24 protein-coding genes and 1 pseudogene are annotated in these 26,711 nt (G+C 67.9%); 7 read left to right on the top strand and 18 right to left on the bottom strand.

Annotated features, from left to right (window positions below):
• Positions 1 to 71 precede the first annotated feature (71 nt).
• Entirely contained in the window at positions 72 to 938 is an 867-nt protein-coding gene (locus F1D05_RS37620) for a L,D-transpeptidase (RefSeq protein WP_246486296.1), read from the top strand.
• On the opposite strand, the gene F1D05_RS37615 is transcribed toward F1D05_RS37620, so the two are convergent.
• The 7 genes and pseudogenes from F1D05_RS37615 to F1D05_RS37590 form a co-directional block, all read right to left on the bottom strand.
• The gene (locus F1D05_RS37615; RefSeq protein WP_185444967.1) at positions 935 to 2,617 is read right to left on the bottom strand and encodes a SulP family inorganic anion transporter; all 1,683 of its coding nucleotides are present in this window, start codon (positions 2,615 to 2,617) and stop codon (positions 935 to 937) included. The genes F1D05_RS37620 and F1D05_RS37615 overlap by 4 nt on opposite strands.
• A complete protein-coding gene (locus F1D05_RS37610; RefSeq protein ID WP_185444966.1) occupies positions 2,614 to 2,964 on the bottom strand; it encodes an ArsR/SmtB family transcription factor in 351 nt (116 codons plus the stop codon). The genes F1D05_RS37615 and F1D05_RS37610 overlap by 4 nt, the downstream gene beginning before the upstream one ends.
• Positions 2,961 to 3,161, bottom strand: a complete 201-nt coding sequence (locus F1D05_RS37605) for a hypothetical protein (protein WP_185444965.1) — start codon at positions 3,159 to 3,161, stop codon at positions 2,961 to 2,963. Before F1D05_RS37605 ends, F1D05_RS37610 begins: the two co-directional genes overlap by 4 nt.
• Positions 3,162 to 3,302: 141 nt before the next feature.
• On the bottom strand, positions 3,303 to 4,229 hold the full coding sequence (locus tag F1D05_RS37600) for an amidase family protein (protein ID WP_281388877.1): 927 nt from the start codon (positions 4,227 to 4,229) through the stop codon (positions 3,303 to 3,305).
• 40 nt (positions 4,230 to 4,269) lie between these two features.
• Positions 4,270 to 4,695, bottom strand: a pseudogene (locus tag F1D05_RS42420) (amidase family protein); the annotation flags it as partial.
• Between the two features lie 54 nt (positions 4,696 to 4,749).
• Positions 4,750 to 5,520, bottom strand: a complete 771-nt coding sequence (locus tag F1D05_RS37595) for an SDR family NAD(P)-dependent oxidoreductase (RefSeq protein WP_185444964.1) — start codon at positions 5,518 to 5,520, stop codon at positions 4,750 to 4,752.
• A 4-nt stretch (positions 5,521 to 5,524) separates the two neighbouring features.
• The gene (locus F1D05_RS37590) at positions 5,525 to 6,997 is read right to left on the bottom strand and encodes an aldehyde dehydrogenase family protein (protein ID WP_185444963.1); all 1,473 of its coding nucleotides are present in this window, start codon (positions 6,995 to 6,997) and stop codon (positions 5,525 to 5,527) included.
• Here F1D05_RS37590 and F1D05_RS37585 point away from each other — a divergent pair.
• Entirely contained in the window at positions 6,996 to 7,211 is a 216-nt protein-coding gene (locus F1D05_RS37585; protein ID WP_185444962.1) for a hypothetical protein, read from the top strand. The genes F1D05_RS37590 and F1D05_RS37585 overlap by 2 nt on opposite strands.
• Positions 7,212 to 7,276: 65 nt before the next feature.
• Here the strand turns inward: F1D05_RS37585 and F1D05_RS37580 are convergent, their stop codons facing one another.
• Genes F1D05_RS37580 through F1D05_RS37555 form a run of 6 tightly spaced genes read right to left on the bottom strand, consistent with a single transcriptional unit; the run spans position 7,277 to position 13,088 of the window.
• Complete coding sequence (locus F1D05_RS37580) at positions 7,277 to 8,107, bottom strand: ATP-binding cassette domain-containing protein (RefSeq protein ID WP_185444961.1); 831 nt, start codon at positions 8,105 to 8,107, stop codon at positions 7,277 to 7,279.
• Complete coding sequence (locus F1D05_RS37575; RefSeq protein ID WP_246486295.1) at positions 8,100 to 9,563, bottom strand: ABC transporter ATP-binding protein; 1,464 nt, start codon at positions 9,561 to 9,563, stop codon at positions 8,100 to 8,102. The genes F1D05_RS37580 and F1D05_RS37575 overlap by 8 nt, the downstream gene beginning before the upstream one ends.
• Entirely contained in the window at positions 9,560 to 10,402 is an 843-nt protein-coding gene (locus F1D05_RS37570; RefSeq protein ID WP_185444960.1) for an ABC transporter permease, read from the bottom strand. The genes F1D05_RS37575 and F1D05_RS37570 overlap by 4 nt, the downstream gene beginning before the upstream one ends.
• A complete protein-coding gene (locus F1D05_RS37565) occupies positions 10,399 to 11,349 on the bottom strand; it encodes an ABC transporter permease (RefSeq protein WP_185444959.1) in 951 nt (316 codons plus the stop codon). The genes F1D05_RS37570 and F1D05_RS37565 overlap by 4 nt, the downstream gene beginning before the upstream one ends.
• 26 nt (positions 11,350 to 11,375) lie before the next feature.
• The gene (locus F1D05_RS37560; RefSeq protein ID WP_185444958.1) at positions 11,376 to 12,890 is read right to left on the bottom strand and encodes an ABC transporter substrate-binding protein; all 1,515 of its coding nucleotides are present in this window, start codon (positions 12,888 to 12,890) and stop codon (positions 11,376 to 11,378) included.
• A 39-nt stretch (positions 12,891 to 12,929) separates the two neighbouring features.
• On the bottom strand, positions 12,930 to 13,088 hold the full coding sequence (locus tag F1D05_RS37555; protein ID WP_185444957.1) for a hypothetical protein: 159 nt from the start codon (positions 13,086 to 13,088) through the stop codon (positions 12,930 to 12,932).
• A 53-nt stretch (positions 13,089 to 13,141) separates the two neighbouring features.
• On the opposite strand from F1D05_RS37555, the gene F1D05_RS37550 reads away from it, so the two are divergent.
• A complete protein-coding gene (locus F1D05_RS37550; protein ID WP_185444956.1) occupies positions 13,142 to 13,900 on the top strand; it encodes a FadR/GntR family transcriptional regulator in 759 nt (252 codons plus the stop codon).
• A 103-nt stretch (positions 13,901 to 14,003) separates the two neighbouring features.
• Here F1D05_RS37550 and F1D05_RS37545 read toward each other — a convergent pair whose 3' ends face one another.
• The 3 genes from F1D05_RS37545 to F1D05_RS41650 form a co-directional block, all read right to left on the bottom strand.
• The gene (locus F1D05_RS37545; protein ID WP_185444955.1) at positions 14,004 to 14,498 is read right to left on the bottom strand and encodes a type IV toxin-antitoxin system AbiEi family antitoxin domain-containing protein; all 495 of its coding nucleotides are present in this window, start codon (positions 14,496 to 14,498) and stop codon (positions 14,004 to 14,006) included.
• 61 nt (positions 14,499 to 14,559) lie between these two features.
• Entirely contained in the window at positions 14,560 to 15,057 is a 498-nt protein-coding gene (locus tag F1D05_RS37540; RefSeq protein ID WP_185444954.1) for a hypothetical protein, read from the bottom strand.
• A 155-nt stretch (positions 15,058 to 15,212) separates the two neighbouring features.
• Positions 15,213 to 18,023: an MXAN_6230/SCO0854 family RING domain-containing protein gene (locus tag F1D05_RS41650; protein ID WP_246486294.1), complete on the bottom strand. Its 2,811-nt coding sequence runs from the start codon at positions 18,021 to 18,023 to the stop codon at positions 15,213 to 15,215.
• A gap of 943 nt (positions 18,024 to 18,966) precedes the next feature.
• Here F1D05_RS41650 and F1D05_RS41645 point away from each other — a divergent pair.
• Together F1D05_RS41645 and F1D05_RS41640 are read left to right on the top strand one after the other, a co-directional pair.
• Entirely contained in the window at positions 18,967 to 19,584 is a 618-nt protein-coding gene (locus tag F1D05_RS41645) for a hypothetical protein (RefSeq protein ID WP_246486293.1), read from the top strand.
• On the top strand, positions 19,508 to 20,287 hold the full coding sequence (locus F1D05_RS41640) for a GGDEF domain-containing protein (RefSeq protein WP_246486292.1): 780 nt from the start codon (positions 19,508 to 19,510) through the stop codon (positions 20,285 to 20,287). Before F1D05_RS41645 ends, F1D05_RS41640 begins: the two co-directional genes overlap by 77 nt.
• 6 nt (positions 20,288 to 20,293) lie before the next feature.
• Here F1D05_RS41640 and F1D05_RS37520 read toward each other — a convergent pair whose 3' ends face one another.
• Complete coding sequence (locus tag F1D05_RS37520) at positions 20,294 to 21,256, bottom strand: zinc-binding dehydrogenase (RefSeq protein WP_185444953.1); 963 nt, start codon at positions 21,254 to 21,256, stop codon at positions 20,294 to 20,296.
• A 468-nt stretch (positions 21,257 to 21,724) separates the two neighbouring features.
• Between F1D05_RS37520 and F1D05_RS37515 the strand changes: the two genes are divergently transcribed.
• Both F1D05_RS37515 and F1D05_RS37510 read left to right on the top strand, forming a co-directional pair.
• Positions 21,725 to 24,481: a DEAD/DEAH box helicase gene (locus F1D05_RS37515; protein ID WP_246486291.1), complete on the top strand. Its 2,757-nt coding sequence runs from the start codon at positions 21,725 to 21,727 to the stop codon at positions 24,479 to 24,481.
• Entirely contained in the window at positions 24,478 to 25,701 is a 1,224-nt protein-coding gene (locus tag F1D05_RS37510; RefSeq protein WP_185444951.1) for an SWIM zinc finger family protein, read from the top strand. The genes F1D05_RS37515 and F1D05_RS37510 overlap by 4 nt, the downstream gene beginning before the upstream one ends.
• Here the strand turns inward: F1D05_RS37510 and F1D05_RS37505 are convergent.
• On the bottom strand, positions 25,690 to 26,664 hold the full coding sequence (locus F1D05_RS37505; RefSeq protein WP_246486290.1) for a GDSL-type esterase/lipase family protein: 975 nt from the start codon (positions 26,662 to 26,664) through the stop codon (positions 25,690 to 25,692). The two genes, F1D05_RS37510 and F1D05_RS37505, sit on opposite strands and share 12 nt — an antisense overlap.
• Positions 26,665 to 26,711: the final 47 nt, after the last annotated feature.

The raw sequence follows: 26,711 nt of genomic DNA, 5'->3' as shown, positions 1-26,711 counted from the left end.
CCGTACGGCGGGTCTTCGGCCCGTCACGCTGCGATTCTGCGACTCTGGGGATGCTGAGGAGAGGGGAATCCGTGTCTCGTCGACGTGGTCTCGTTGCTGGAGCTGTCTTGCTGGCCGTCACTCTGACCGGGTGTGCCGACGTCGCGGCCGACCCAGGTACGCCGACGTCGCCAAGTACGACGCCGACCAGTACGCCGACTTCCCCGAGCACGAGCGCGACTCCCACTTCGACGCCGACCAGTACCCCGACGACGACGCCGAGCACGACCGCGGTCACCCCCAGCGCGAAGCCCACCACTTCCCCGACGAGCAAGCCGACCGTCAAGCCACCGAATCCGCCGAAGCCCCCGAAGCCCCCGGCCAAGCCGGCATCGCAGGCACTGCTGGTGGAACGCAAGCTCGACTCCTGGGGCTACCCGGTCGGCGACGTCGACGGCGAGATCACCAAGCGCGCCCGGCAGGCCCTCTGCGCCTACCGCGAAACGGCCGGACTCCCGATCAGCCGCGGCCCGTTGACCGCGGCCGACATCAAGTCGGTGCTCTCGGCAACGGCCAAGCCGGTCCCGACGAAGGCGACCGGCATCTACGTCAACAAGACGTGCCTCGTGCTCTACCAGGTCGTCAAGAACACCTACCGCCGGATCGTCTGGGTGTCGACCGGCGGACCGGGGTACGAGACGCCGAACCGCACCGGCAAGGTCTGGCGCAAGTACGCCGGCGCGCACGAGAGCAGCCTGTACGAGGACGCCTACATGTACGACTCGCTCTACTTCCTCAAGGACCGTCCGGGCATCGCCCTGCACGGCTCCCGCGTCAACTCCCTCGTCAAGACCTACCCCGCCAGCCACCGCTGCGTCCGCGTGATGCGCCCCCAGATCCACCAGATCTTCGCCGAAACCCCCATCGGCACCAAGGTCCAGATCTACGGCAAGTACTAGGACGACTGCTGATCGACCAGCAGTCCAGCGTCATGGAGATGGGCTCGAGCGGCCGTGATTGCTTCCGGAGTGGTGGCGAAGACCCGGTCGCACTGCCGGAGCCGGTCGATCACGTCGAGGGCATCCAGCGGCCGGTGATGACCGGGCTTGATACCCGAGATCAGGACGATCATGCCGCGGTGCTGAAGCTTCTCGATCGCGTCCTTGAGGACCAGTGCACCGCTGGCGTCGATCGCCGTCACGGCCGACATCCGCAAGATCACCACCGACATGTGGGCGACTTCGGACAACTCCAGGAGGAAGCGGTGAGCGGCGAACAGCAGTGGTCCGTCGATCCGGTAGGCGACGATGTGCTCGTCCAGCAACGCGCGTTCCTCTTGCGTGTGATCGCCGGGTAGGTCCGGATGGAGTGGCATCTGCCGCAGACTGGCGCTCCGCGCGACCGCCCGCAGGGTCAGTGCGCCGGCGACAACCAGCCCGAGCAGAACTGCTTTCACCAGGTCCAACGCCAACGTGGCGATCGCGGTCAAGGCCAGGACCACCGCGTCGGATCGGGTCGCACGGGCCATCGCCCGCACCGAACCGACCTCGACCATCCGTACCGCGGTCGCCAGTAGTACTCCGGCCAGCGCCGCCAGCGGGATCCGTCCGACCAGGGGTGCGGCGGTGTAGATGATGGCGGCCAGGACCGCGGCGTGGACGAGCGCGGCCAATCGTGAACCGGCTCCTGATCTGACGTTCACCGCAGTACGGGCGATCGCGCCGGTAGCCGGTACGCCGCCGAACAACGGTGTCACCAGATTGGCGAGACCTTGCCCGAACAGTTCGCGATCCGGGTCGTGTTTGTGGCTGACTCCCATCCCGTCCGCGACAGCCGCCGACAGCAGGGATTCCAGAGCTGCGAGCGCGGCGATCGCAACAGCCGGACCCACCAAGGTCGGGACCGTCGAGAGGTCCAGGAAACCCAGCGATGGTGCGGACAGCCTGGACGGCAAGGCCCCGATTCGAGCGGTGTTCAGCCCAGTCGCCTCGACCAAGAGCGTTCCGGAAACTACCGCCAGCAAGGAGAACGGCAGACTGAGCCGCCACCGGCCCCCGACCAGGATGAGTGCGACCACTCCAATGGCGATCGCGGCAGCGGTCCAGTTCGGATGCTGGGCGAACTCCCCCACGGCCCGAGCAGCGATCACCACTACCTGATCGCCGTCGCGCTTCTCGATTCCCAGCGCCGCCGGAAGTTGCTGGAGTCCGATCACACAGGCGATTCCCAGCGTGAAACCTTCGACAACGGAAGCCGGTACGAAAGCCATGTACTGACCGGCGCGGGCAATGGCCAGGGCGATCAGGAGGAGACCGGCAATCAGCCCGACCGTCAGCACTCCGCTCGCACCGTGGGCGTGCATGATCGGCACCAGTACTACGGTCATCGCTCCGGTCGGACCGGATACCTGCAGGTTGGATCCACCGAATGCCGCGGCGAGGGCGCCGGCGATCACCGCGGTGGTCAGACCAGCGGCCGCACCGACTCCGGACGAGATTCCGAAACCGAGCGCGAGCGGCAGGGCGACAACTGCCACCGTGACACCGGCGACCAGATCGCGCCGCGGCTGGCGGAGCATCGCCCGCAGATCCTGCCTTCCGGGCAGCAGCGCGAGAACCCGGCCGAGGGGCGCACTCATCCGAGGCTGGACTCGTGATCGCGAAGCTCGGTGAGCAGGTCGTTCTGGCCGGAGATCAGATCGGTGAGGATCCGGCGAGCGACTCTGAGTAGCTCCGCGACATCGCTGCTAGCGATCTCGTAGACGACGGTGGAACCTTCACGACGTGACACGACGATCCCGTACCGCCGCAGTACGGCGAGTTGCTGGGAAAGGCTGGAAGGCTCGATGGCGAGGTCGGCGAGCAGTTCGCGGACCGGCCGAGGTGAGTCTTGCAGCAGCTCGAGCACGCGGATTCGTACGGGATGGCCGAGCATCCGGAAGAACTCCGCCTTGGCCTGATAGAGCGGAACCGCCTTACCGGTCATGCCTCGGTCGGCCCTCGATCGGTGGCGGCGGGCTCGATCGTCACACCGTTCTCGGCTGCCATCCGGAGCAAGCTGTTCAGCTCGCCGGTCCGTACGTCGACCGCATAGAAATCGCTCTCGCTCTCAGCCACTCGCAGTGCCTGACGAGCCTCGTGGACCCGCCGTCGCAGGTCGGTGGCGAACTCCCCTGCCTCCATCACGCTCTCCTCACCAGGCGACAACATCACTATGTGCTGAATTGCAAACTTTTGCAACTCGTCATCTCGGCCAAGGTCATTCCGAAGTGCGTCAACGGGTCGACCGAGGGCGTCGACGGGTCGGCCGAGGGCGTCAGTGGGTCAGGGTGTCGGCCAGGCGCGGGCGGCGGGCAGCAGGGAGGTGAGGGCTGCGGCCAAGGACAGGGTTGCGTGGTCCCGGAAGCGGGGGGCTGCGATTTGGAGGCCGATGGGGAGACCGGTGGTGGAGTAGCCGCAGTTCACCGAGGCGGCGGGATGGGCGGACATGTTGTACGGGATGGTGAAGGCGATGTGTTCGAAAGGCTTATTGGGGTCGCGGCTGGGGTAGGCGAGGTCGGCGGGAAATGCGGTGATCGGCGCTACCGGCGAGATGATGAAGTCGTAGTCGGCGAAGGCGGTGTCGACGGCTGTGGCGATGGCCTGGATTTGCGAGTAGCCCTGCAGAACTTCGAACGGGGTGTAGTCGGCTGCCTTGGAGACCCATTCGCGGATTTCGGGCAGGACCTTGGCGCGGCGATCTTCGGGGAGCGCGCGCAGGTCAACGGCGCTTCGGACGCGCCAGAAGGTGTCGAGGCCGTCGAGCATTTCGCGGGTCAGGATCGGCGCGAGGGGGACGATTGTGGCGCCGGCTTCTTCGAGGAGTTTGGCTGCGGCGGAGACGGCTGCGGCGACTTCCGGGTCCACGAGGAGACCCGGGCCGCCGTCCAGGAGCAGGGCGATCTTGAGGTTCTTGAGTGAGATCGGGGCGAGAGCGCTCTCTGCGTTTCCCGGGACGTCCGGTAGCGAGGTCTGGTCGCGGCGGTCGGGGCCGGTCATGACGGCCAGCGCCAAAGCGGCGTCGGCCGGGGTACGGGTCAATGGGCCAATTGCCCTGCCTGGGTAGGGGTTTCCGACTGCGATTCGGCCGTGGGTCGGTTTGAGGCCGACGATCCCGCACCAACCGGCGGGGAGGCGGATCGAGCCGCCGATGTCGGTGCCGATGTGAATGGGGCCGTACCCGGCGGCGGCCCGCGGCGGCGGCACCCGCACTGGAACCGCCTGGGGTCAGGGCGAGGCTCCAGGGGTTGCGGGTCAGGGGGTGGAAGGTGGAGACGCCGGAGGAGAGCATCCCGTACTCCGGCATGGTGGTCTTGCTGAAGATCACGGCGCCGGCGGCGCGCAGCCGGGCTGCGGCCGGCGCGTCTTCGGTCGCGGGGATGAGTTCGGTGGCGGCCGTACCTTGCGGGACCGGTGTGCCGCGGGTTGCGATATTTTCCTTGATGGTCACCGGTACGCCGTCGAGTGGACCTGCCTGGCCGTGCTGCCATCTGTACTCCGACTCGCGGGCGGCGACTCGCGCTGCGTCGGGGTCGAGGGCGTAGGTCGCGAAGAGTTTGGGCTCGAGTGCTTCGACTCGGGCGAGTACGGCTTCGGTCACCTCGACCGGAGACAGGGAACGCTCCTGGTAGCGCGAGATGAGTTCGACGGCGGTCAGATCTGCCAGGTTGTCGGTCATCAGGGCTCCAGACGCTCGGGGTCTCGGTCGGGGTCGGGTCGGCGTTGGTCTTGGTCAGTTCGGCGGGTTGAAACGGCCGTCTATCGCGGTCCAGCCGCCGTCTACGTGGAGGACGCTGCCGGTGACGAAGGATGCTGCGTCCGAGGCGAGGTAGACGACGGCGCCGGCGAGTTCGTCCGGGGTGGCCCATCTCGCGAGAGCGCTCTTCGCTGCGTACGCGTCGTACCAGGCCTTGTCGTTCTTGATCTGTGCGGTCAGTGGGGTTTCGACGACGCCGGGGGCGATGGCGTTCACGCGTACGCCGTTGGGGCCGAGCTCGGCGGCCGCGGTACGGAGGAGTTGGACGAGGCCGGCTTTGGTTGCCGCGTACACCGATTGGCCGGGCTCGACAGTGGTTGCACGGATGGAGCTGAAGCCGATGATGCTGCCGCTGCCGCGTTCTGCCATCGGGCCACCGAATGCGCGGATCAGGTCGAAGGACGCACGAAGGTTGAGAGCGACGACGCGATCGAACTCCTCCCCGGTGTAGTCGAGGATGCGCTTGCGGACGTTGGTCGCGGCTGTGAACACCAGCACGTCCACGTCACCCAGATCGTCGGCCGCGTTGACGATCGCCTGTGGGTCCAGGACATCCAGCCCGTACGCCGTGAGCTGGTTGCCGCGGGCCACTGTTTCCCCGGCGGCTGCGAGATCGCGGTCGGCGCAGGTGACTCGGGCGCCCTGGGCTGCCAGGGCGAGAGCGCTTTCCCGGCCGATCCCGCTGCCTGCGCCGACGACGACCGCGTGTTTCCCGTCAAGACGGAAGAGGTTGGCGTAGTCGGTCATCGCTTCAACTCCCGGGTTTCGTGGACGGGCGGATGATCGCCATCCGGGTCGTGGTCAGCTCGTCGATCGCGAAGCGCGGACCTTCCCGACCGGTGCCGGAATCCTTCACCCCGCCGTACGGCATCACGTCCGAGCGGAAACCCGGTACCTCGTTGACGACCACTCCCCCGACATCGAGCTGATCGATCGCGGCGAACGCGGTCTCCAGCGACGCGGTGAACACACTCGCGTGAAGCCCGTACCGTGACTCGTTGACCGTCCGGAACGCGGCCGCGATGTCCGGCACCGAACGAATCGCGATGACAGGACCGAAGATCTCCTCATCCCACGCCAACTGGCCGTACGGCACGTCGAGCAGGACTGTTGGGCCCAGTACGTCGTACGGCGACGTGGCCGCGGTGGTCGAGGTGGGTGGGTAGGCGAGGGTGGCGCCGGCGGTCAAGGCGTTGTCGATCCAGCTGCGGACGCGCTCGGTGGAGCGGGGGTCTATCAAGGCGGAGACCCGGGTGCGCTCGTCGCGTGGGTCTCCTACAACGACCGAATCCAGTCGGTGCTGAATCTTCTGGACCAGTTGGCCGCGGATCGTGTCGACGGCGATGACGCGTTGGACCGAGATGCAGGCTTGGCCGGAGGCGTAGTAGCCGCCTCGTACTACGGCGTCAGCGGCGGCGTCGAGGTCGGCGTCCTCGGCGACGACGAGCGCTGAGTTGGAGCCGAGCTCTAGGAGGACCTTGGTCGGGGCGGCGGCTTTGGCGATCTGGTGGCCCACGGCGGCTGAGCCGGTGAAGGAGACGGCGCCGATTCGGGGGTCGGTGGTGAGGGTGGAGCCGACGTCCGCTCCCCCGGTTACCAGCTGGACGGCTTCGGCGGGTCCGCCTGCCGCGACGAGTGCCTCGCGGACGAGGTGTACCAGCCAGAGGGTGGCGAGCGGAGTTTGCGGCGCGGGCTTGACGATGATCGGGCAGCCGGCGGCCAACGCCGGGGAGATCTTGTGGGAGGCAAGCAGGAGAGGGTAGTTGAAGCCGGTGATGCCGATGACGACGCCGATCGGCCTGCGGACCCAGAAGCCGAGCAGTCCGTCGCCGCTGGGGAGTAGGTCGAGGGGAACGGTCTCGCCATGCAAGCGAGCGACTTCCTCGGCTGAGGTCTGGAGTGTGAGGAGGGTTCGTTCGAGCTCGACCCGGCAGTCGATCAGAGGTTTGCCGGTCTCTTGGACAAGCAGATCGACGAACTCGGCCCGCCGCTCGGAAACAGCGGAGAGCGCTCCCTGGAGAGCCGCTCGACGTACGTGGGACGGCAGCCGCCCAACTAGTTCACGCCGGTCAACCGCGACGTCGAGAGCTTGACGAGCGAGGGCCGTCGTACCGACTGGGGCTTGGGCGACGAGCGATCCGTCGTACGGGAAGTAGACGGGTTCGGTGCTCGGGGTGTCGATCCAGGTCGGTCCGATCGGGAGACCTGCGGGGAAGTCACTCATGCGGTCCGCCCTCCTCGAGATCCGCAGCCGGTACGCCGGTCCGCTCGGAGTTCGCGGTGGAGCCGCCCGACTGGTGCGGGGCTCCTCCCCGGGAACCGCAGCCGGTACCCCGGTCCGCGCGGCGCTCGCGGTCCGCGCGGCGCTCGCCGTGCTCGCGGCTCTCGCGCTGAAGTCTGGGCGTTCGGCCGCGGGCGGGGCGATCTTCGTGATCTAGGCGCCCTTGGCGACGACCTGGACGTGCGGCGTCGTTCGGAGAGACGCGAGGGGCTGGGGTTGGGGTCATGTGACTCCCTTGACCAGGTCGGTGGTCGTGGCTCCGGAGAGGGCTCGTTGGAGGGTGGGGATGGCTGAGACGAGGCGGCGGGTGTAGGGGTGGGTGGGGGTTGAGTAGACGTCGGTGGTGGGGCCGGTTTCTACGATTTCGCCGGCGTTCATGACGGCGACGCGGTCGCAGACGTGTTTGACGACTGAGAGGTCGTGGGAGACGAAGACCAGGGTGAGGTTGAGTTCGTCGACGAGGTCGGAGATGAGGTTGAGGACCTGGGCTCGGACTGAGACGTCGAGGGCGCTTACTGGTTCGTCGGCGATCAGGATGCGTGGGCGTGGGGCCAGGGCGCGGGCGATGGAGATGCGTTGGCGTTGGCCGCCGGAGAATTGGTGGGGGTAGCGGTCTCCTGCGTCTGCGGCTAGGCCGACTGCTTCGAGCAACTCGCGAACGCGCTCTCCTGAGGCTGGGTGGCCTTGTACTACGAGGGGTTCGGCGATGATGTCGCGCACTCGCATGCGGGGGTCGAGAGAGCTCATCGGGTCTTGGAACACGAGCTGGAGGTTCTCGCGGAGGAAGCGCAGGCGGCGTTCCGGGAGGTTGGTGATGTCGGTGCCTTCGACAACTACCTGGCCGGAGGTGGCGCGGTCGAGGGCGGCGATGATGCGGAGGAGGGTGGACTTGCCGCAGCCGGATTCGCCGACGATGCCGAAGCGTTCGCCTGCTTGTACTTCGAGGCTGACGCCGCGGAGGGCGTGGACGGGTGGGGACGCGCGGAAGAGCGACGTACGCGGCCGGGGGTAGTCGCGCACGAGGTCGGTCACCTGAATGACTGGCTCAGCCATCAGAAACCTCCCTTGAATTCTCTTCTGTGGTTGAGCTGGGTGGTCTGGCGGCGGGCACATTGTCTTCGGTGACCGTTGGCGGCGCCGCCGAAGACGTTGTGGCAGGCCTCGCCTCGGAGGGGGTGTCGGGGGCGGGGGTCGTCGTCGCTGGAGCCGGGGTGGTGAGGGGCGTCGTGGCTGGAGCCGGGGTGGTGAGGGGCGTCGTGGCTGGAGCCGGGGTGGTGAGGGGCGTCGTGGCTGGAGCCGGGGTGGTGAGGGGCATCGTGGCTGGAGCCGGGGTGGTGAGGGGCATCGTGGCTGGAGCCGGGGTGGTGAGGGGCGTCGTGGCTGGAGCCGGGGTGGTGAGGGGCGTCGTGGCTTGGGCCGGGGTGGTGGGGGCTGGGGTGGTGGGGGCGGGGTGGTGGCAGGCGTAGCCGGAGGTGGGGAGGCCGGTCCACGGTGGGGTGGTGGTGCAAGCGTCGGTGGCGTGGGGGCAGCGGGTTCGGAAGACGCAGCCGGTGGGGAAGGTGCCGGCGGGTGGGACGTTGCCGGGGATGGTGGGGAGGCGGGTGGAGGTGGTGGCGGAGTCCAGGTCTGAGGCGGCTAGGAGGCCTTGGGTGTAGCGGTGGCGGGGGGTGGTGAAGACCTCGGAGACTGGGCCGGATTCGACTACCCGGCCGCCGTACATGACCAGGACGCGTTGGCAGATGGTGGCGACGACGGCTAGGTCGTGGGTGATGAAGAGGAGGGCTGAATCGCGGGCCGCGACGCCTTGGAGGATTAGGTCGAGGATCAGGGCTTGGACTGTGACGTCTAGGGCTGTGGTTGGTTCGTCGCAGATCAGTAAGGCGGGGTCGTTGGCTAGGGCGATCGCGACTACTACTCGTTGGCGTTGGCCGCCGGAGAGTTGGTGGGGGTAGGCGCGGGCGACGCCGGGGAGTTGGACGCGGGTGAGGAGGTCCGTAGCGGCGGTTCGGGCGGCGCGGCGGGTGGGGACGGTTTCGTGGATGAGCATAGCTTCGGCGATCTGGTCGCCTACTCGCATCGTGGGGTTCAGGGCGGTCATCGGTTCTTGGAAGACCATGGCCAGATCGCGGCCACGGATGCGAGAGAGGCGGCGCTCGTCCGCGCCGATCAGGTCGTGGTCGACGCCGGATAGGCGTACGGAACCACGCGCGTGTACGTCTTCCGGCAGCAATCCGAGGATAGAGAGCGCGGTCAGAGACTTGCCGGAACCCGACTCTCCGATCAGCCCGACCCGCTCCCCTGGCCCGACCGTCAGGTCTACGTCCTCGACGAGCACCTTGTCGCGCACAGACACCGTCAGCCCACGCACCGCCAGTACATCGCTCCGCTCGCCACCGTCTCCGCGGCCGGCACCAACGTCGCTCCGATCGTCAACGCTGCTTACTGGTAGGGCGTCGGTCGGTCTCGTCGCACCCGCACCGGCCGGACCCGCGGTCCGCGACTCGCTCATCGGCGGTCCTCCAGTTTGGGGTCGAAGCGGTCTCGGAGGCCGTCGCCCAGGAGGTTGAAGCCGAGTACAGCGATGGCGATGGCGACGCCGGGGAAGATTGCGAGGCGTGGGGCGCTGAAGAGGAACTCCTGGCTTTCCTGGAGCATTCGGCCCCACGAGGGCGTGGGCGGTGGGGTGCCGTAGCCGAGGAAAGAGAGCGCTGCCTCGGCGAGAACGGCGATCGCGAATGAGACCGAAGCTTGCACCGTGATCAGGCTGCTGACGTTCGGGAGTACATGGCGCAAGGCGATCGCGAACGGTTTGCGGCCGGCGGCGCGGGCGGCCAGTACGTATTCGGTGCGCATCACCTGTAGCGCGCCACTGCGGATGACCCGCGCGAACGATGGGACCGTGGCGATGCCGATGGCAACCATCGCCGTCAAGGTGCTGGCACCGAACACCGCTCCGAACATGATTGCCAGCAGCAACGCGGGGAACGCGAGCAGGAGGTCGTTCGCGCGCATGATCAGTTCGCTTGACCAGCGGCGGGTCATGGCCGCGAGGATGCCCAGCGGTACGCCGATCACGGCCGCTACTCCGACGGCGACCAGTCCGACGAACAGCGTCGTCCGGGAGCCGACCATGATCTGGCTCAGCAGATCCCGGCCGAACTTGTCCGTACCGAACCAGTGCGACCAGGACGGCTTGGCCAATCGGACCGCCGGGTTCACCAGCGTCGCGTCGTACGGAGTCCAGACGAAAGACACCAGCGCCATGACGACGATGACGAGCACGATGGAGCCACCGACGACCAGGCTGGGGTTCAGTCGACGTCGCGTCGTACTACGAACGCCGCTCATCGTTGGCCTACTCGAAGTCGGGGGTCGAGGGCGACGTACAGGAGGTCGACGAGGAAGTTGACGACCAATACTGCGACCACTAGCAGCATCACGACGTCCTGGACCAACAGCAGATCACGGTTCGAGACCCCGTCGAGGAGAAGGCTGCCGAGGCCCGGGATCACGAAGACTCGCTCGACCACGACCGCCCCGATCAGCAGCGTCGCGAGTTGCAGACCGAGAACCGTCGCCACCGGAACGGCCGCATTCCTCAGACCGTGCCGCCAGAGTGCGGGAAACGGCCGGAGACCCTTAGCACGCGCAGTACGGAGATAGTCCTCTCGCAGTACGTCGAGAACCGCGCTCCGGACGTAACGAGTCAGCACCGCGCCCTGGACCAGCCCGAGAGACAACGCAGGCAACACCAACTGGCGAAGGAACATCCCGGGGTTCTCGGCCGGTGGTGTCCAGCCGTTCGCCGGGAGCCAGCCGAGCTTCACCGCGAACAGCATGATCAGCAGGATTCCCGCGAGGAACGCCGGCACCGCGACGCCGAGTTGAGAGATCGCAGAGAGCGCTAACCCAGAGATCTTGCGGTGCCGCGCGGCCATCACCGTACCGGCCGGAACCGCGACTACCAGGGCGACGATCATCCCGACCACCACCAGCCACAGCGTCACTTGCAACCGATCGAACACTTGGGGGCCAATGGCAACCTTCGACACGTACGACGTACCGAAGTCCGCGTGCAGCAGGCCGCCCAGCCAGTCGAAGTACTGCGTGGCCAACGGCCGGTCCAAACCGAATTGCTGCCGCAACTGCGCGACGGCCTCGTCGGACGCGTTCACCCCGAGCGCGACCCGCGCCGGATCGCCCGGGAGCACGGCCATGAACCCGAAGACCAGGACCGAGCTCACCGCAAGGCTGACCAAGAGCACGGCCGTGCGCTCGATCAGGCGGAGGACCATCGACTCAGCTCACCTCTCGGAGAAGGTCAGGACCGGGCCAGTTTGGACAGGTCGAAGGACTCGGCGATCGCGTTGACCGGCAGCCCGGTGATGTTCTTGTCCGCGACCACCAGGTTCGGCAGCAGGAAGAGCCAGTCGGCGGCGGCCTGTTCGGAGATCCTGCGCGCGGCCTTCTTCATCTCCGTGACCTGAGTCGCCTCGTCACCCGCATCCGCCGCGGCCAGTTCCTGCTGCAGCGTCGGGTCGTCGTACCGGGTGTAGTACTTCGGGCTGAACACCGCACCGAGATCCCGCGGCTCGACGTGCGAGATGATCGACATGTCGTAGTCCGCGTTCTTGAACACCGACGTCAGCCACGCGGCCGGGAACTCGAGCTGGTCGATCTGCACCTTGAACCCGACCTGCTCCAGCTGGCTCTTCACCACCTGACCGCAAGAGGTTGCGTAGGGCAACGTCGGCAGCCGGAGCCGCAGCGTCGTCCCGCCCGCACCCGAGGCCTGCAGGAGACCCTTCGCCTTCGTGGCGTCGTACGGCGCGACCTGGCTGAGATCCTCGTACCACGGGTCGGTCGGCGGCACCATGCTGCCGATCAGCTTGCCGCGGCCGGCGAAACACGTGTCCAGCAAGGCCTTGTGGTCGATCGCCGACCGGATCGCCTGCCGAACGCGGGTGTCCTTGAAGACCGGCCGCGAGTTGTTGAACGACAGCAGCACCTCGCCGTTCGTCGTCCCTTCGATGACCTGGTACTTCGCGTTGCCGCTGAACTGGCTGAGCGCCTCGGGCGCCTGCACCGTGCCGATCACGTTGATCGTGCCGGTGAGCAGCGCGTTGTTCAGCGCGGTCGGGTCCTTGAAGTACTTCAGCGTGACCTGGTTGAAGAACGGCTTGGTCCCCCAGTACGCATCGTTGCGCTGCAGCACGATCGAATCGCCGCGCTTCCACGAGCCGAACTTGTACGGACCGGTGCCGACCGGGTCGGTGGCGAGCTTGTCGATGCCGGTCTGGGAGAACATCGCGCCGATCCGGGTGGTCATCCGGAACAGCCAGTCGTTGCTCGGCTTGCTCAAGGTCACTTCGAGCTGCGTCGGCGAAACCGCCTTGGCATCCTGTACTACGTCCATCGCGGCCTTGAGCGATGTCGTCCACGCGGACTTCACGCGGTTGATGCTGAACACCGCATCGGCGGCCGTGAAGGCAGCACCGTTGGTGAACTTCGCGTTGTCGACGAGTTCGAACTTGTAGGTCTTGCGATCCGGCGACACCGTCCACGACTTCGCCAGGTCAGCCACGATCTTGCCCGACTCGTCCTGCTTCACCAGGCCCTCGTACACATTGGTGAGCAGCGCCTGCGGAATCGCAGCACCGTCGGTGGTGGTGAAGTCGAGGCTGGCAGGCTCGGCGACCAAGCCGATCGCGAGCTTCTGCTCCGCGCCTGCGCTGGACCCTCCGGTGCTAGTGCCCGAGCCGGCGGAGCACGCCGCGACGAGCAGCAGTGCGGCTGATCCGGCGAGCGCGACCGCCCGAGTGAGGTACGTGTTCACGCGAAATCCTCCAGTGCGCCGTCTGTTCCGTCCGCCCGATCATGCCTTGCCAACCCGGTCGCCCGCCCGGCGCATCGCCGAACGCTCGCCGGGTCCGCGGCCCGGCGTACGGCCGAACGCGTGCCCGAGTCCGCGAGTCGCGGTCGGCCGGCGTACGGCGTACTGGTCGGACCAGTGGACCAAGTTGTAATAGAGCACTAGGTTTGTCCGTACTCAGGCACCTGTCAAGCGATCGACCGAGGTGATTGCGGATGGCGAAGGCGCAGTTCCAGCCCGTGCAGCCGGTTCGGGCGTACGAGCGGATCGTCGAGCAGATAGAGGAAGCGCTCGCGCGCGGCGACCTCTCCCCGGGTCAGCGGCTGCCGAGCGAGCGCGAGCTGGTCACCCAGTTCGCGGTCAGCCGGTCCACCGTGCGGGAGGCGCTTCGGGTGCTGGCGAGCAACGGGGTGGTGCGGTCGCGGCCGGGCGATCCGAACGGGCCGGAGATCCTGCCCTACTCACTGGGCGCGCTGCGCAAGCAGATGACTCGGCTCGCGAGGGTCGACGAGTTGAGTCTCGGTGAGCTGATCGGGTTCCGGATGATCATGGACGGCGCCGCGATCCAGCTCGCCTCGCGGTTGCGCAGCGACGAGCAGCTGGCCGAGATGGAACAGACGTTGGTGGCGATGCGGGCGGCGATCGAGGTGGACTTCGACGCGTTCAGCGAGGCCGACGTGGCGTTCCACGAGGCGGTCGCCCGGGTCAGCCGGAACTCGCTGATCCAGGTCTGCAACGAGGTCGTGCGCGGCGTCGTACTGAGTCTGATCGCGGACAAGATCGCGCATGCCGCCAACAGTCGCGCGCTGATGCTCGAGTCGTTGCAGCATCACACGGAGGTGGTCGAGGCGATCCGCGCCGGCGACGGCCACGCCGCCGCCCGGATCGCCCGCCAGAACCTCTACGACTACTACGCCACTTATGTCCCTTCGGACGAACGCCCGCACCTCCGCGCGCTCATCGACGACGCCTGACCAACGCCCGGGCGGCTGGTTCGGCCGCTGGTCGGAAATTCGGTCGGTGGAGGATTGTTCGGCCGATGACAGGCTTATTGCGCGTCAGCGGGCGAAGATCCCGTCATCCGGCCCGGGAGTGTTGCTGTGAACGTGCGATGGGGAGGGCGAGCAGCGTGCAGACACACCTAGCGGCCGGATCGGCCAGTACCGGACAGCCTGGTGAGTGAACCCGGCTGAGATCGAGGTCGGACACCTCGATGCCGTGCAGCAAGACGGCCGACTGGTGACTCACGACCGCCCGCCCCGCCAGCCGGTGATAAACCGCCTTCGTGGCCAGAACGTGCCGCCGGATCGCCTGGTCCCAGACAGTGCCCGAGGCGTCGTCAGGCCCTGGGTCCGCATAGGCGCCGTGCCACAGCCGCATCCACTCGCCCCGCCGGACCCGCCTGCCGAGTTCGTCGTCGGTGTATCCAGCGGCTATTGCGTCCGTCCGGCTGCACCATCCGCCTCTGTTCGCCGCCTTCGCGGCCAGATTCACATTCATACTCAAGAACATGCCGCCACTCGCCGCCCGCAGCACGAACAATCTGCCGCCTGTGGACAGCGAGTCGAACACAGTTCCTTCCTCCGCTGGCGGGCTATAGGGTGCGCCAGCGGACGAAATTTGCGGCAGTGCGTCAGGTTATGTGTTCGATGACGCGGATTCGGGGGACGTTGAGGGCTTTTCGGGCCTGCGTGGGCCAGTCGGAGCAGAGGAAGCGCGCGACTGTCTCGGGCCACGCGACCACCACGACCTCCTCGCTCTTGGTGCTGGCGACCAGGGTCTTCAGGCCGAGCAGGACCTCGCCGTGCGTGATCGAGACGTTCACCCGGCAGTCGTTCAGGCCGCGAAGTCTTCGCGAACTGTGTTCGATGACCGAGGCCAGGTCGAACTGCGGGTCCGCCAGCGCCGTCGCGGTCGTCGTACGGTCGGGACTGGCGCCGGACATTCCCGTGACATCGGCGAAACTGGACCCCAGCAGGGCCATCGGACCGCCGATTCCCTCGGTGGGATGGCTCGAGATGAGCAGGTGGTAGTCCACCACTTCGTCGCGCTTTGCATGCAGGGCGGCCACGCGGCGTGCGTCGCCCTCACTCATCTCGCGCTCGATGAGTACCACCACGTCATACGTCATCGTGGCTCCCTTCGCGTCACTTCCTTTGTACTCCGCTGTCCGGAACTACGCCCGTCAAAACCGCCGGTCCGTAACGCGAATGTCAAACTCCGCCCGAACGGCCGGCACTCAGCGGCCCCGCGGACGATCTGCTGCTGAGGCTCGGGACGCGGTGGTCATCTGGGCTCGGGGGTCTGGACGGATTGGCGGGCTCTGGTGTCGGGGGTGAGGGTGGTCAGGAGGTGGGGGGCGTCGATCAGGTGGACGCTGCCGGGGTCCAGGAGATGTGGGTGGAGGGCGTAGACGTCGGCGCCGGATTTGGGGTCGACGTCGCCGGTGATGACCGCGACGAAGTCGGCTCGGGTGGCGGCGTCCAGGTCCCAGTAGCGGTCTGGTTCCAGGCGGGCTGTCAGGCGCCGGGCGAAGGTGGTGACGTCTTCTGACTCGCCGCGGAGGTATCCGACGATGGAGCCGTCGGCGCAGCGAACCACGACCTCCGTAGTACGGGCGGCTGCGTGCCAGCAGCAAACCTCCCAGAGAGTGACGCGATCGCCGGCGCCGTGGACTTCCTCCAAGGTCGCCGCCATCAAGGCGACCTGGCCGGCGTTGCGAACCAGGCTGTTGCCGTAGCCAGCGGCGCTGAGGTTCACGTCGTACCAGCGCAGCTGCAGGTTCCGCAGGTCGATTCCGAACGGCAGCAGCATCCTCGCCGAGCCGGTCAGGTCGAACCGATCCTCGACCGCGACGGGATCGAACAGCTCCGCCGGATCGCGCATCAAGCCGATGAAGCCGCGCTCGAGCGCGTTGAACGGCACGCCGTTGAAGCTGAACACGACCGGCAGCACGTACCGAGCGCCGATGCGGCGAAGTGCTCGCAGATCCAGATCGACGTACTCCGTGGCGCCGCGCGGACCGGGCGCCGCGGTCAAGTTGCCGGAGTGCACCATCGCGTCCTGGTCGAACCGCAACCGGGTCGGATCGCACAACCCGACGAACGCCCACTCGTCGTCGAACACCGCGACGGCGAGATCGAGGTCGACCCGCTGCGCCGGCGGCTCGACCCAATGCAGGAAGAGCCTGAGCAATTCGTCATCGGGGATCGGCTGCACGCTCCCCCGCGTCATCCGCCGCAACGTCGACGACGAACTCCGCTCCGAACCAGGAGCGACCAGCCGCACCAGCTCCTCGTCGAGGAAGGTACGCCGGATCGCCGGCAGACCAGTTGCCCTGCGCAACATTTCACCGACCAGTACGCCGGACAGCGCGGCGGCGAGCCCGGCGGGAAGCGGCTCGCGTTCGTCGACGGCGGTCCAGACGCGCGTGATTCCGCCTCGCGGGAAGAACAGTCTGAGGTCACCCGGTGGCGTGCGGACTTGGCTGAGCGCGGCAGTCAGTACGACGGGTGAAACGTCCGATACCGCGGTCGTCAGTGCATCGACCAACGTGCCGTGCGCATCGGCCGGCAAGGCCCGCGCCAGGTGGACGAGTCGGCGTACCAACTCCCCTGGACGGTCCCGGAGAAGGTCCAGCGCATGGCCCGGTCGTCCGTCGGCGAAGGCGCCTTCGAGCCTGCCGGCGAAGGTCTTCACGACAAAACGCCCGTCCTCGACCCGCACCTGCGGATGCCTCACCGCCTCATCGAACACGGCCCGCCCCGCCGGACTATCGGAATCCAGCCACCGACGCTTACCAGCGGCCGCGGCGCCTGAACGTGGACCCCGCCCGACGGCCAAACCCGCACCACCTGAGCCGGAGACCTCGCCCGTCCGGCCTCCGTCGGCGATTGGGTCCGACGGAGGGGACAGTGGGGTGCGGCGGAGGATGGCGAAGGCGAGCGCCGCTGCGGGGTAGGTGGTGGCGTGTTCGAAGGGGTGGAGGTTCTCGGCGATTCGCTTCCAGGCTCGGGGGTGGCGATGCAGGTCATCGACGAGGTTCTCGAAAGGGATGCGGTTCAGGCGGGCCAGGATCGTCCGGCGGGTGACGCGAGGAGCCGAAAGGCGGCGTACCGGCGGAGTGCGGAGGCTGGGGTCGCCGCCCATCAGGACGTAGAGGAGGCGCAGGACGTCGGTGGCGGTCTCGGCGAGTTGGTCGAGGAGCTCGGGATGGTCGGTGACGAGCGCGGCCAACGCGACCGCGCGGGTTTCGCGGACGGGGATGTCGTCGGGCAGCCAGGTGGGGTCGATCAGCAGGGTTGTGAGGTCGGCGCGATCCACGACCGACAACGGAGCACGACGCGTGAGCAGTTCAACGGCAGTACTCCGCGCAGCACCTTCCGGCGCCAGCGCAAGAAGCTGCAGCCGTACGCCGGGCGCCTCACCGCCCTCCTCCGCCACACCCGCACCCGCACCCGCACTCGCACTCGCACTCGCACTCGACGGCCCTGAACCACTCAAGTCGCCTGGCGCGCCCGCACTCACTCCCCCAGGCGACGAGTGCGTGGCGCGGTCGTCGTGGGGTGGGTGGAGGAAGGGGTCGTGCGGGTCCAGGGGGCGGAGGCAGATGGGGCAGGCGGTGAAGTCGGAGCCGTCCCAGCAGGTGCGGCAGACGAGGTGGGAGCACGGTGAGACGAGGTGGACGGTTCGCACCTCGCCGCAGAGGACGCAGGGCTGGTGTGGCTCTTGGAGCAGGCGCGCGAAGACCCTGTTGATGTAGAAGGTCTCCGTGTTGCCGGGGACGCTCTCGGGGAAGCCGCGGAACAGTGGCACGAGGCTGGCGTTCTTGCCCGACTCCGTGTCGAGCAGGTCGAGGAGCGTCTGGCCGAAGCCGGTGAGCGCGAGCGGGCTGAGCCCTGCGCAGTACCGGTAGAGCGTGGCCGACAGCAGGAAGCCGCGCTGGATCAGGTCGCCCTGCAGCGCGACCAGTCCGGCCTGGGTGGTCAACGGGTGCCGCAGCCATTGCCAGGCGGAGCGGCGTACGGGTGGGGTGAGGCGAGTGGTATCGACCAGCCTCCGGCGGCGCAGCAGCACCGCGGCGAGCGCGTCTGGCATCGAATCCTCCCCCGGTTGGACAGAGCTGCCAGGGGCGGAGAGCGGACGCGCTACATGCCTGGTGAAGGAGAAGGAAGCACGTCCAGGAGCCGCCCCTGGCAAGAAGAACGCTACCGGCCGCCACCGACAGTTTCCGTACGCCGACGAGCCGAGCCGCGAGGCCGGAGCCGGTGAGCCAAACGGCGCCAACCGAGCCGCGAGGCCGGAGCCGTCTGCCGGTGAGCCAACCGGCGAAGCCACAGCTGTCCGCGGCCAACCCGCCAAGCGGGAGATGCACGTCGGCCCGCCGACTCCGCGATGCGGGAAGTGGCGGGCCTGGGAAGAAGAGTCTGGTACCGGGGTCGGGGCCGCCCCGCCCAGACCCCGGTACCAGAGAGTTCCAGGGTAGAGGTGGCGAACAAGTACACAAGCACCGGGACCCCCAAATGGCACTGATCCGCCGAGAGCAAACCATTGAATGGGTGAGACTAATCGGGGTGCTGGTCCAGACCACTCGCAGAGCGAGTCGCACCGCGATTACTGACCGCAGAGGCACAGGCACGGACCGTGCTCACGGTTCTCATCCGAACCACCGCCTTGATCGAACGCGCAAGATGCCTGCGCATTTGCCCGGCAGGGCCCGGCCCAAATCCCCGGAATGGCCTCCGGAATTGACTTCCGAAGCCGCCGGAAATGCCGTGGGTCCGACTTCGTAAAATATAGGTAAAGAATTTCGCGATTTAGCGGGGGTCACCATTCGTTGACGCCGGCGAACCACTCGTTTCCGCTGGTGGGCGGCCCGTTGACGCCGTGGAACCACTCGTGCCGGTGTTCATTGTGGACATGGTGCCGGGTCCTCTCGTTTCCATCCGAGGGATGGAATACCCGCGCCTCAGGATGACCTCACGTGAACGGACGGTTACTATTCCTGAATAACCGCTCAGGTCTATCCGTGTGAGGCCACATGATTCTGATCGGTCGGAGCAGGTGGGTGCCACCCCGCCGCTGGAAGCTCTGGTCGTTGCCGACGCCGGCGCTGGGCTATGTGCTCGGTGTGGACGTGCTGGCCTTCGCGATCACCGCGACGGCCGTGGCAGCGACCGTCTCCGGCGGCGTCCGGCCGACCGAGTGGGCTGCCTTCGCCGTGCTCGCGGTCGCCTCGATCCTGCACCTGGAGTCGGCCCGTGGGATCGAGCGCCGCCGCGAGATGGCGGCCAACACCTCGCCGTACACGAACCTGAAGAGCCTCTGGGTCTTCGCCGGCCTGCTGTTGCTCCCGCTGTCGCTGGTCGTCGCCCTGATCGCCGTCTCGTACGTCTACTCCTGGATCCGCGTCTACGGCCGCACGATCGCCCACCGCAAGCTCTTCTCGGCGTCCACTTTCATCCTGGCGAGCGCGGCCGCGGGCCGCCGTACTGCGTGCTGGTGGTCTGGTCTCCGAACCACGTGTCCCGAGCGGCCTGTGGACGCTCACTCTCGTGGCAGCCGCGATGATCAGTTGGTGGATGGTGAACTTCGCCCTGGTGGTCCTTGCGATCCTGCTCGCCGCGCCGGACACGTCGGCTCGCAACGCTTTGGGTGACCTGTCCGAGCAGCTCGTCGTGGTGGCTGGGCTCGGGCTCGGTGTCGCCGTGGCGGGCCTGCAGGCGTCGTACCCGTGGGTGGTTCCGATCCTGATGGTGACAGTGCTCGCGCTGCACCGCGATCTGCTGCTGCCACAGTTCCAGCGCGCCGCCGGTACAGATGCGAAGACCGGCCTCGCAACACCGTCGCACTGGGCTCATGCCGTGCCGGTGGAGCTGGCGCGGGCCGAGTCGCTCCGGAGTACGGTCGGGCTCTTGATGCTCGACCTGGACCGGTTCAAGGAGATCAACGACACCTACGGTCATCCGGCCGGCGACCGGGCGCTGCGTGCGGTCGGCGAGAGCGTGCGGGCCGAAGTACGGGAAGGCGACCTTGTCGCGCGGGTCGGCGGCGACGAGCTGGCCGTGCTGCTGCCGGGCGCGTCCGAGGGCGAGGTACTGGAAGTCGCCGAGCGGATCCGGGAACGGTTGACCACCCTGACGGTTTCGGTGGACACCGCTGTCGATGCGACGGCGATCATCACCGGTATTCCGGCGTCGTTCGGGGCGGCGGTCTATCCGGACGTCGCGGGCACGATGGACCAGCTGATTCTGGCCGCGGACAACGCCCTGAGGACGGCGAAGCGGGCCGGCCGGAACAAGATCGTCACTGCCCGTCCGAGCCCGCCCGCCATCACGGACCACTCGATCAGCGAATCCTGAGTTCGATCACCGGATCCTGAGCAGGGACTTCCCCAGCAAGGCGCGGTTCTCGATCGCACGGTGGGCGTCGCCGAGCTGATCGAGCCCGAAGGTGCGGTCGATCACGGGCACCAGTTCGCCGGCCAGTACGCGCTTGATCACGTCGCCCTTGGACACCTGCTGGCTGTCGGCCTGCACATCCTTGATCCCCCGCACAGTGATGCCGCGAAGCTCGGCCTCAGCCGGGTCGTACTCCGCGAAGCCGCCGCTGGGCGCACCGTGCGCGGAGAACCAGCCGCCGTCCTTCACCGTGCTGAACGCAGCCGCGCCGAGCTTGCCGCCAGCGCCTTCGAACACGACGTCGACGCCGAGAGTTGCGTCCAGCACCAATTTCTCCCAGCCCGGCGTCGTGTAGTCGATCACCACGTCGGCTCCCTGCGCCTTGGCCAGGTCGAGCTTCGCCTGACCGCGAGCCGCCGCGACGACGTGGGCTCCGGCCTGGTGGGCGATCTGGATGAGCAGGAGGCCCATGCCGCCGGCCGCCGCGGTGATGAGGACCTCCTTGCCTTGCAGATCGGGCGCCGCATGTTCAATGAGAAGGGCCGTGAAGCCGTCCCCGATCGCTGCTACGGCTGTCTCGAGGTTCAGCTCCTCCGGTACCTCGACCAGCGAATCAGCCTGTACTACGACCCGCTCGGCATGCGCGCCGAATCCGTCGACCCGGCCGAGGACCGTCTTGCCGATCCACTCCTCGTCGACACCCGCGCCGACCGACAGAACTCGCCCGCCGAGCGAACTCCCCGGCACGTACGGCGGTGACACGTCGAAGTGGTCTCCGAACGCCCCTCGCCGGATCGCCGTCTCGACCCAGATCACGTCGGTCAGCTCAACATCGACCAGCGCCTGTCCCTCTCCCGCCACCGGCTCGGGCCACTCCTGGACCTGAACCACCTCAGGCCCACCGAACTCAGTCACCACTGCTGCCCGCATATCCCTCACTCCATTCGTTTCATCGTCAGTCCCCCGACCTTGCAACCTCAACCAAAGTTCAGGTCAAGCCGGACGGACCGCCAACACTCATCAACCAGTACGGATGTGGCGTACTGAGCGCGGCGGACCTTCGCCCACGCCGCAAAAGCGAGGTTGGTGAGTGCCGGCCGGACCGCCAGGCCACCAGTGGTCGGGCGCGACGCGGGGTGCCGAACGCGCGGGAGCGGAGAATCGGCCGAGAGTGCGCCCGGTAGGCCGGGTATTGATGGCGTGGCGGTCCGCCCTGGGACGGGACAGGGGGTTAGTGGAGCGGGGTGGGAGCTTCGGGCGGGCCTGTGGATGCGGGTGGGCCTGTGGATGCGGGCGGGCCTGTGGATGAAGGTGAGCGGGATGTCGGTGGAGGTGGGTACTGTGCGGGGCGTGGTTGAGCTCGTGTTTCTTGCGGGGGAACCGCCTCGGGTGGGGCGGGTGGCTGTGCATGGGGATTTGGCCGCGGTCGGGTTCGAAGCCGATGGCAGGGTGGAGCTGGTTCACCTGCGCGCGGGCGGGCCCAGACGGGTGAAGGTCGCCGCGAAGTTGCTCTCTGCGAGGGAGGCGCTCGAGTTCCTGACGCGACCGGCGAGCGACACAGATTCGGCGAGCCATCGGGCCTGGCGGTCGGCTGCGCTGGCCGGGATCGGCCTGGTCGCCCGCGGCAGGCTGGTGCCGGACAAGGGGACGACCGGGATCGGCGCGTGGCGGGTCGGGCCGTTGGATCCGGCCGATCGTGGCTGGCTGAAGAATCTTGCGGCGTCGATGCCGGCCGAGGCGTACGCAGTACCGGTGGAAGGGTCGAGGCCGTTGCGGTTGGTCGATCCGGAGCAATTGGTCCGGGTGTTCTGGGATGCGCTCGCGGATGCCTTGGTCCGTACGCCGGCGGCAGGCGTCGCAGTACGGGAAGCTGCGCGGCCGTTCGCGGACGTGGAGCCGATGCCGATCGCAGGGCCCACCGAGTGGCTCGACGAGACGGCGTTGAGCGAAGAGGCAGGCGCTCGACTTGTACTGCGTATTGAGCCGCCCGAGGAGGACGACGACTTCAAGGCGGTCCTGCAGCTTCGCAGCGGTGTCGATCCAAGCCTGCTCGTGGATGTGGCCGATGTGTGGAACGCACCGGCCGCCGTGCTGGCTGCTCTTGGCGAACGAGCCGAGACCGACCTCCTGCTGGCGTTGCGGCGTGGAGCGCGGGTTTGGCCGCCCCTCGGCGCGGCGTTGAAGGATGCCGCGCCGGAGTCGGTGGGGATCGACGACGAGGCGCTGGACGAGTTGGCCAGCGACAGCGCGGCGTTGGACGGTGCTGGGATCGAGGTGTTGTGGCCGGCGGAGTTGTTCGCCGGCGAGCTCGCAGTACGAGGTGCTGTTGCCACGCCAACGCCCGGAGCCGTGACGGGTCCGGACTTCAGCCTCAACGATCTGCTCGCGTTCAAGTGGCGGCCGACGCTCGACGGGCAAGAGCTGACCGAGGCCGAGGTCGCGGCGTTGGCCGAGGCGAAGCGGCCGATGATCCGGATGCGTGGCCGGTGGGTGCGGATCGACCAGGATCTCGCGCGGAAGCTGCGGCGTGGTGGGTCGCGGAAGCTGACCGGCGCCGAGGCGCTCGGGGCGGCGTTGACGGGGACGATCGAGGTCGACGGTGAGCTGGTCGCGTTCGACGCAGGTGGCTCGTTGCGCGCGATGGTGGATCGGCTGCGGACCGCAGGCGAGCCAACCGAGGCGGACCAGCCGATCGGGCTGCGGGCGACACTGCGCGACTACCAGAAGAGAGGCGTCGCGTGGATGGCGCAGCTGGCCGACCTCGGGCTCGGCGGGTGCCTCGCGGACGACATGGGTCTGGGCAAGACGATCCAGGTGATCGCACTGCATCTTCAGCTGAGCAAGCGCGGCCGCGGGCCGACGTTGGTGGTCTGTCCGTCCACGCTGCTGGGCACCTGGGAGCGGGAGTTCCAGAAGTTCGCGCCGGACGTGGTGACCCGGCGATATCACGGCGGCGGGCGAAACCTGAGCGACCTGACTGCCGACGAAGTGGTGCTCACGACGTACGGGGTCGTTCGGCAGGACCATCGGGTGCTCGGTGAGATCTTCTGGGGACTGGCCGTCGCCGACGAGGCACAGCATGCCAAGAACCCCTTGTCCAGAACGGCTCGCGCCATCAGGACATTGCCAGCAGCAACCAGACTGGCACTGACCGGTACGCCGGTGGAGAACCGGCTGTCGGAGTTGTGGTCGATCCTCGACTGGGCCGCTCCGGGTCTGCTCGGAACGCTCGACCGGTTCCGCCACGACATCGCAGTACCGGTTGAGCGGTATCGCGACGAGGAGGCGACCGCCCGGCTCGCGCGGATCACCCGGCCGTTCCTTTTGCGCCGGAAGAAGACCGACCCCGGGATCGCGCCGGAGCTGCCGCCGAAGACGGAGCAGGATGTCATCGTCCCGCTGACAGCGGAGCAGGCCACCCTCTATCAGGCCGTCGCGAAGGAGACCCTGGCCAAGATCGAGGAGGCCGAAGGGATCGCGAGGCGTGGGCTCGTGCTCAGCCTGCTCACGCAACTCAAGCAGGTCTGCAACCACCCGGCGCAGTTCCTGCACGAGCCCGGTCCGCTCCCCCGCCGCTCCGGCAAGCTCGCCGCGCTGGACGAGTTGCTCGACGTGATCCTGGCCGAGGGCGAGTCGGTGCTGATCTTCAGCCAGTACGTCGAGATGTGCCGCCTGATCGAAGCGCACCTGGCAGCACGGCAGGTCCGGACGCTCTTCCTGCACGGCGGAATCGGCGTGCGGAAGCGTGAGCAGTTGGTCGAGCAGTTCCAGGCCGGTGAGGCGCCGGTGTTCCTGTTGTCGTTGAAGGCGGGTGGCGTCGGGCTGACCCTGACCAAGGCGACGCACGTCGTGCACTACGACCGCTGGTGGAACCCTGCCGTCGAGGACCAGGCGACCGACCGTGCCTACCGGATCGGGCAGGACCGGCCGGTCCAGGTCCACCGACTCGTCACCGAGAACACGCTCGAGGACCGCATCGCCACGGTCATCGCGGCCAAGCGCGACCTCGCCGACGCGGTCGTCGGATCGGGCGAGGCATGGTTGAGCGAGCTGTCCGACACCGAGCTCACCGAGCTGGTCGAGCTGTCGACGACACCGGCCAAGTCTGGCGCCGCCAGTGCCTACAACCCTTCTGCTGTTGGGAAAACGGCATGAGCGACCGTACGCCGTGGCAAGGCTGGCGCCGCTCCTCCGAGGAGAATGCCGGGCTCCCGGCCGCGAAGGGTCCCGGCAGTCGACGGCCGTTCGGGGCGACCTGGTGGGGCAAGGCCTGGGTGGACGCGCTGGTGCATCGCGCGCGGCTGGATCCGGGCCGGTTGAGTCGCGGCCGGTCGTATGCGCGACGCGGGAGCGTGCTCGAGCTGACCGTGGATCCGGGTGTGGTGAGTGCGACCGTTCAGGGCAGCCGGACCACGCCGTACGAGGTGAATGTGCGGATCAGGGCGTTCACGGATGACGAGTGGGAGGCTGTGTTCGACGTGGTGTCCGCGCAGATCGGGCGGGTCGCGGCGTTGCTCGACGGGGAACTGCCGCCCGAGGTTGTGGACGACGCGCAAGCGGCCGGGCTGGAGCTGTTGCCGGATGCGGGCGAGGTGAAGACTGCTTGCAATTGCCCGGATTTCGCCGTTCCCTGCAAGCATTCGGCGGCCGTCTGCTTCTTGATCGCGGATGCTCTCGATGACGATCCGTTCGTGTTGTTGCTGCTGCGCGGGCGCAAGCGCGATGAGTTGATGGCGGCGCTGCGGGCCCGCCGGTCGACGGGTGGCGAGCAGGCGGTGCTCAAACAGCGGCCTGTCGGCGTACTGGCGAAGGCTGCGTTCGCGAAGGTGCCTGGGCCGGTGCCCTTGCCGCTGAAGCCGTTGGCGCAACCGGGAGTTCCGTCGGCTGTGTTGATGCTGGATCCGCCGCGGCAGTCGGGGATCGACAAGCACGATCTGGTGGTGCTGGCGACGGATGCGGCCCGGCGGGCGTGGGAGCTCGCGTCGGGTGATGGGGACGGCGGGTTCGGGCTGACGCGCGACGAGGATCTGGCCCGCCGGGCGGCGGGGTTGCTGGGGACGTCGGCGCTGGCGGACCTCGCGCATCGGGCCGGCGTACCGGCTCGGCGGTTGACCAGTTGGGCGATCGCCTGGCGAGAAGGCGGCGCGGGTGGGTTCGCCGTCGCTGAGTCGACGGTCGAAGTAGCTCCTGAGGCGCTGGCCGAGGGGCGGGAGTCGCTAGGGGTGGACGCGGTTGTCGAGGGGAATCAGGTCACCGCTGACCGGCGGCAGTTGCGACTGGGAGCGGACGGGCTCTGGTACCTGTTCGGCGAGCAGTTCAACGACTGGGTACTACGAGGCACCGGCGCCGCGGATCCCCGCGACCTACTCGGCTAGCTCTGTGTGGTTCTTGAGGACCTCGATCAGCTTGTCGGCTATCTTGGCGTGGCCCTCGGCGGACGGGTGCAGGCCGTCGGTGCAGTCGTCCGGCGTGATCCAGCCGTCGGTGGCGACATAGATGGTGTTGTCGTCGGCGGCCTTGACCGCGGCCTCGATCGCCTCGGCGTGCTTTCCGCTGAAGGGGCTGAGGGCAACAACCTTCGCGGTCCCGTACGCCGATCGCACGCGGGCGAGGTAGTCGCCGTACTGCTCGGCGGTGAGCGTTTCGTCGTTGACGCCGAGGTTGAGCACGACCACCTGCGGCGGCTCGACCCGCTCGGCCGGGGAGCCGGCGAAGTTCCAGCCGAATGAATCGAGGCCGGTCGGGACCTCGCCGTTGCCGGCGCGAGCGATGCCCTGGCGACCGAAACCGACCTGGTACGCCGTGGCGCCGAACGCGCGAGCGGTCAGATAGGCATACGACTTGCTGCCGTCGGCGCCGGCGGATTCCGGATCGGCACTGAGCGCACGGACGCCCTGGGTGATGGAGTCGCCGTAGAACTCCAGTCGCGGACCGGCCGGGCGACCGACCAGGCGCAGGCGGCTGTTGACGTCCAGGACCAGGCCGGCGAAGACGACCGCGCAGTCGAACGGCGGCGTCCAGCGGTTGACGAACTCGTTGACGTCCTTCACCACGACCTCGACCGTGTGCCGGCCGGTCTCGGCGGTCAGCTCGATCACCGGCTGCTCGATCAGGTGGAGCTCCGGCTCCTGGTCGTCGAGCGAGATCCACAGGTGCGGGGCGACGGTCAGGCCGTCGGTGTCGAAGAGCAGTCGGAGTCGCTCACCGGCGAAGGAGAAGCTGAGCCGCGAGCCGGAGTTGACGGTGATCGCGATCCCGGGCTGCTGTGCCCACTGCCCTTCGAGGACGATCCGCGGGTCGCTGGGGGCGACTACCTCGCCCGGTTCGAAGTCGTTCACGGGAGACCATTCTGCCCGGCTGCGAGGAAGCCGGCCCCGCCAGGTCA

The organism is Kribbella qitaiheensis, assembly GCF_014217565.1.
GTDB lineage: Bacteria > Actinomycetota > Actinomycetes > Propionibacteriales > Kribbellaceae > Kribbella > Kribbella qitaiheensis_A.
The sequence above is the reverse complement of the archived record's forward strand: the minus strand, read 5'-3'. Positions and strand labels throughout refer to the sequence as shown.

Coding starts and splice junctions, on each gene's coding strand:
- F1D05_RS37615 (WP_185444967.1), bottom strand. CDS start 2,617: ATGAGTGCGCCCCTCGGCCGGGTTCTCGCGCTGCTGCCCGGAAGGCAG.
- F1D05_RS37610 (WP_185444966.1), bottom strand. CDS start 2,964: ATGACCGGTAAGGCGGTTCCGCTCTATCAGGCCAAGGCGGAGTTCTTC.
- F1D05_RS37605 (WP_185444965.1), bottom strand. CDS start 3,161: ATGGAGGCAGGGGAGTTCGCCACCGACCTGCGACGGCGGGTCCACGAG.
- F1D05_RS37595 (WP_185444964.1), bottom strand. CDS start 5,520: ATGACCGACTACGCCAACCTCTTCCGTCTTGACGGGAAACACGCGGTC.
- F1D05_RS37585 (WP_185444962.1), top strand. CDS start 6,996: ATGCGGTCCGCCCTCCTCGAGATCCGCAGCCGGTACGCCGGTCCGCTC.
- F1D05_RS37590 (WP_185444963.1), bottom strand. CDS start 6,997: ATGAGTGACTTCCCCGCAGGTCTCCCGATCGGACCGACCTGGATCGAC.
- F1D05_RS37580 (WP_185444961.1), bottom strand. CDS start 8,107: ATGGCTGAGCCAGTCATTCAGGTGACCGACCTCGTGCGCGACTACCCC.
- F1D05_RS37575 (WP_246486295.1), bottom strand. CDS start 9,563: ATGAGCGAGTCGCGGACCGCGGGTCCGGCCGGTGCGGGTGCGACGAGA.
- F1D05_RS37570 (WP_185444960.1), bottom strand. CDS start 10,402: ATGAGCGGCGTTCGTAGTACGACGCGACGTCGACTGAACCCCAGCCTG.
- F1D05_RS37565 (WP_185444959.1), bottom strand. CDS start 11,349: ATGGTCCTCCGCCTGATCGAGCGCACGGCCGTGCTCTTGGTCAGCCTT.
- F1D05_RS37550 (WP_185444956.1), top strand. CDS start 13,142: ATGGCGAAGGCGCAGTTCCAGCCCGTGCAGCCGGTTCGGGCGTACGAG.
- F1D05_RS37540 (WP_185444954.1), bottom strand. CDS start 15,057: ATGACGTATGACGTGGTGGTACTCATCGAGCGCGAGATGAGTGAGGGC.
- F1D05_RS41650 (WP_246486294.1), bottom strand. CDS start 18,023: ATGCCAGACGCGCTCGCCGCGGTGCTGCTGCGCCGCCGGAGGCTGGTC.
- F1D05_RS41645 (WP_246486293.1), top strand. CDS start 18,967: ATGATTCTGATCGGTCGGAGCAGGTGGGTGCCACCCCGCCGCTGGAAG.
- F1D05_RS41640 (WP_246486292.1), top strand. CDS start 19,508: ATGGTGAACTTCGCCCTGGTGGTCCTTGCGATCCTGCTCGCCGCGCCG.
- F1D05_RS37520 (WP_185444953.1), bottom strand. CDS start 21,256: ATGCGGGCAGCAGTGGTGACTGAGTTCGGTGGGCCTGAGGTGGTTCAG.
- F1D05_RS37510 (WP_185444951.1), top strand. CDS start 24,478: ATGAGCGACCGTACGCCGTGGCAAGGCTGGCGCCGCTCCTCCGAGGAG.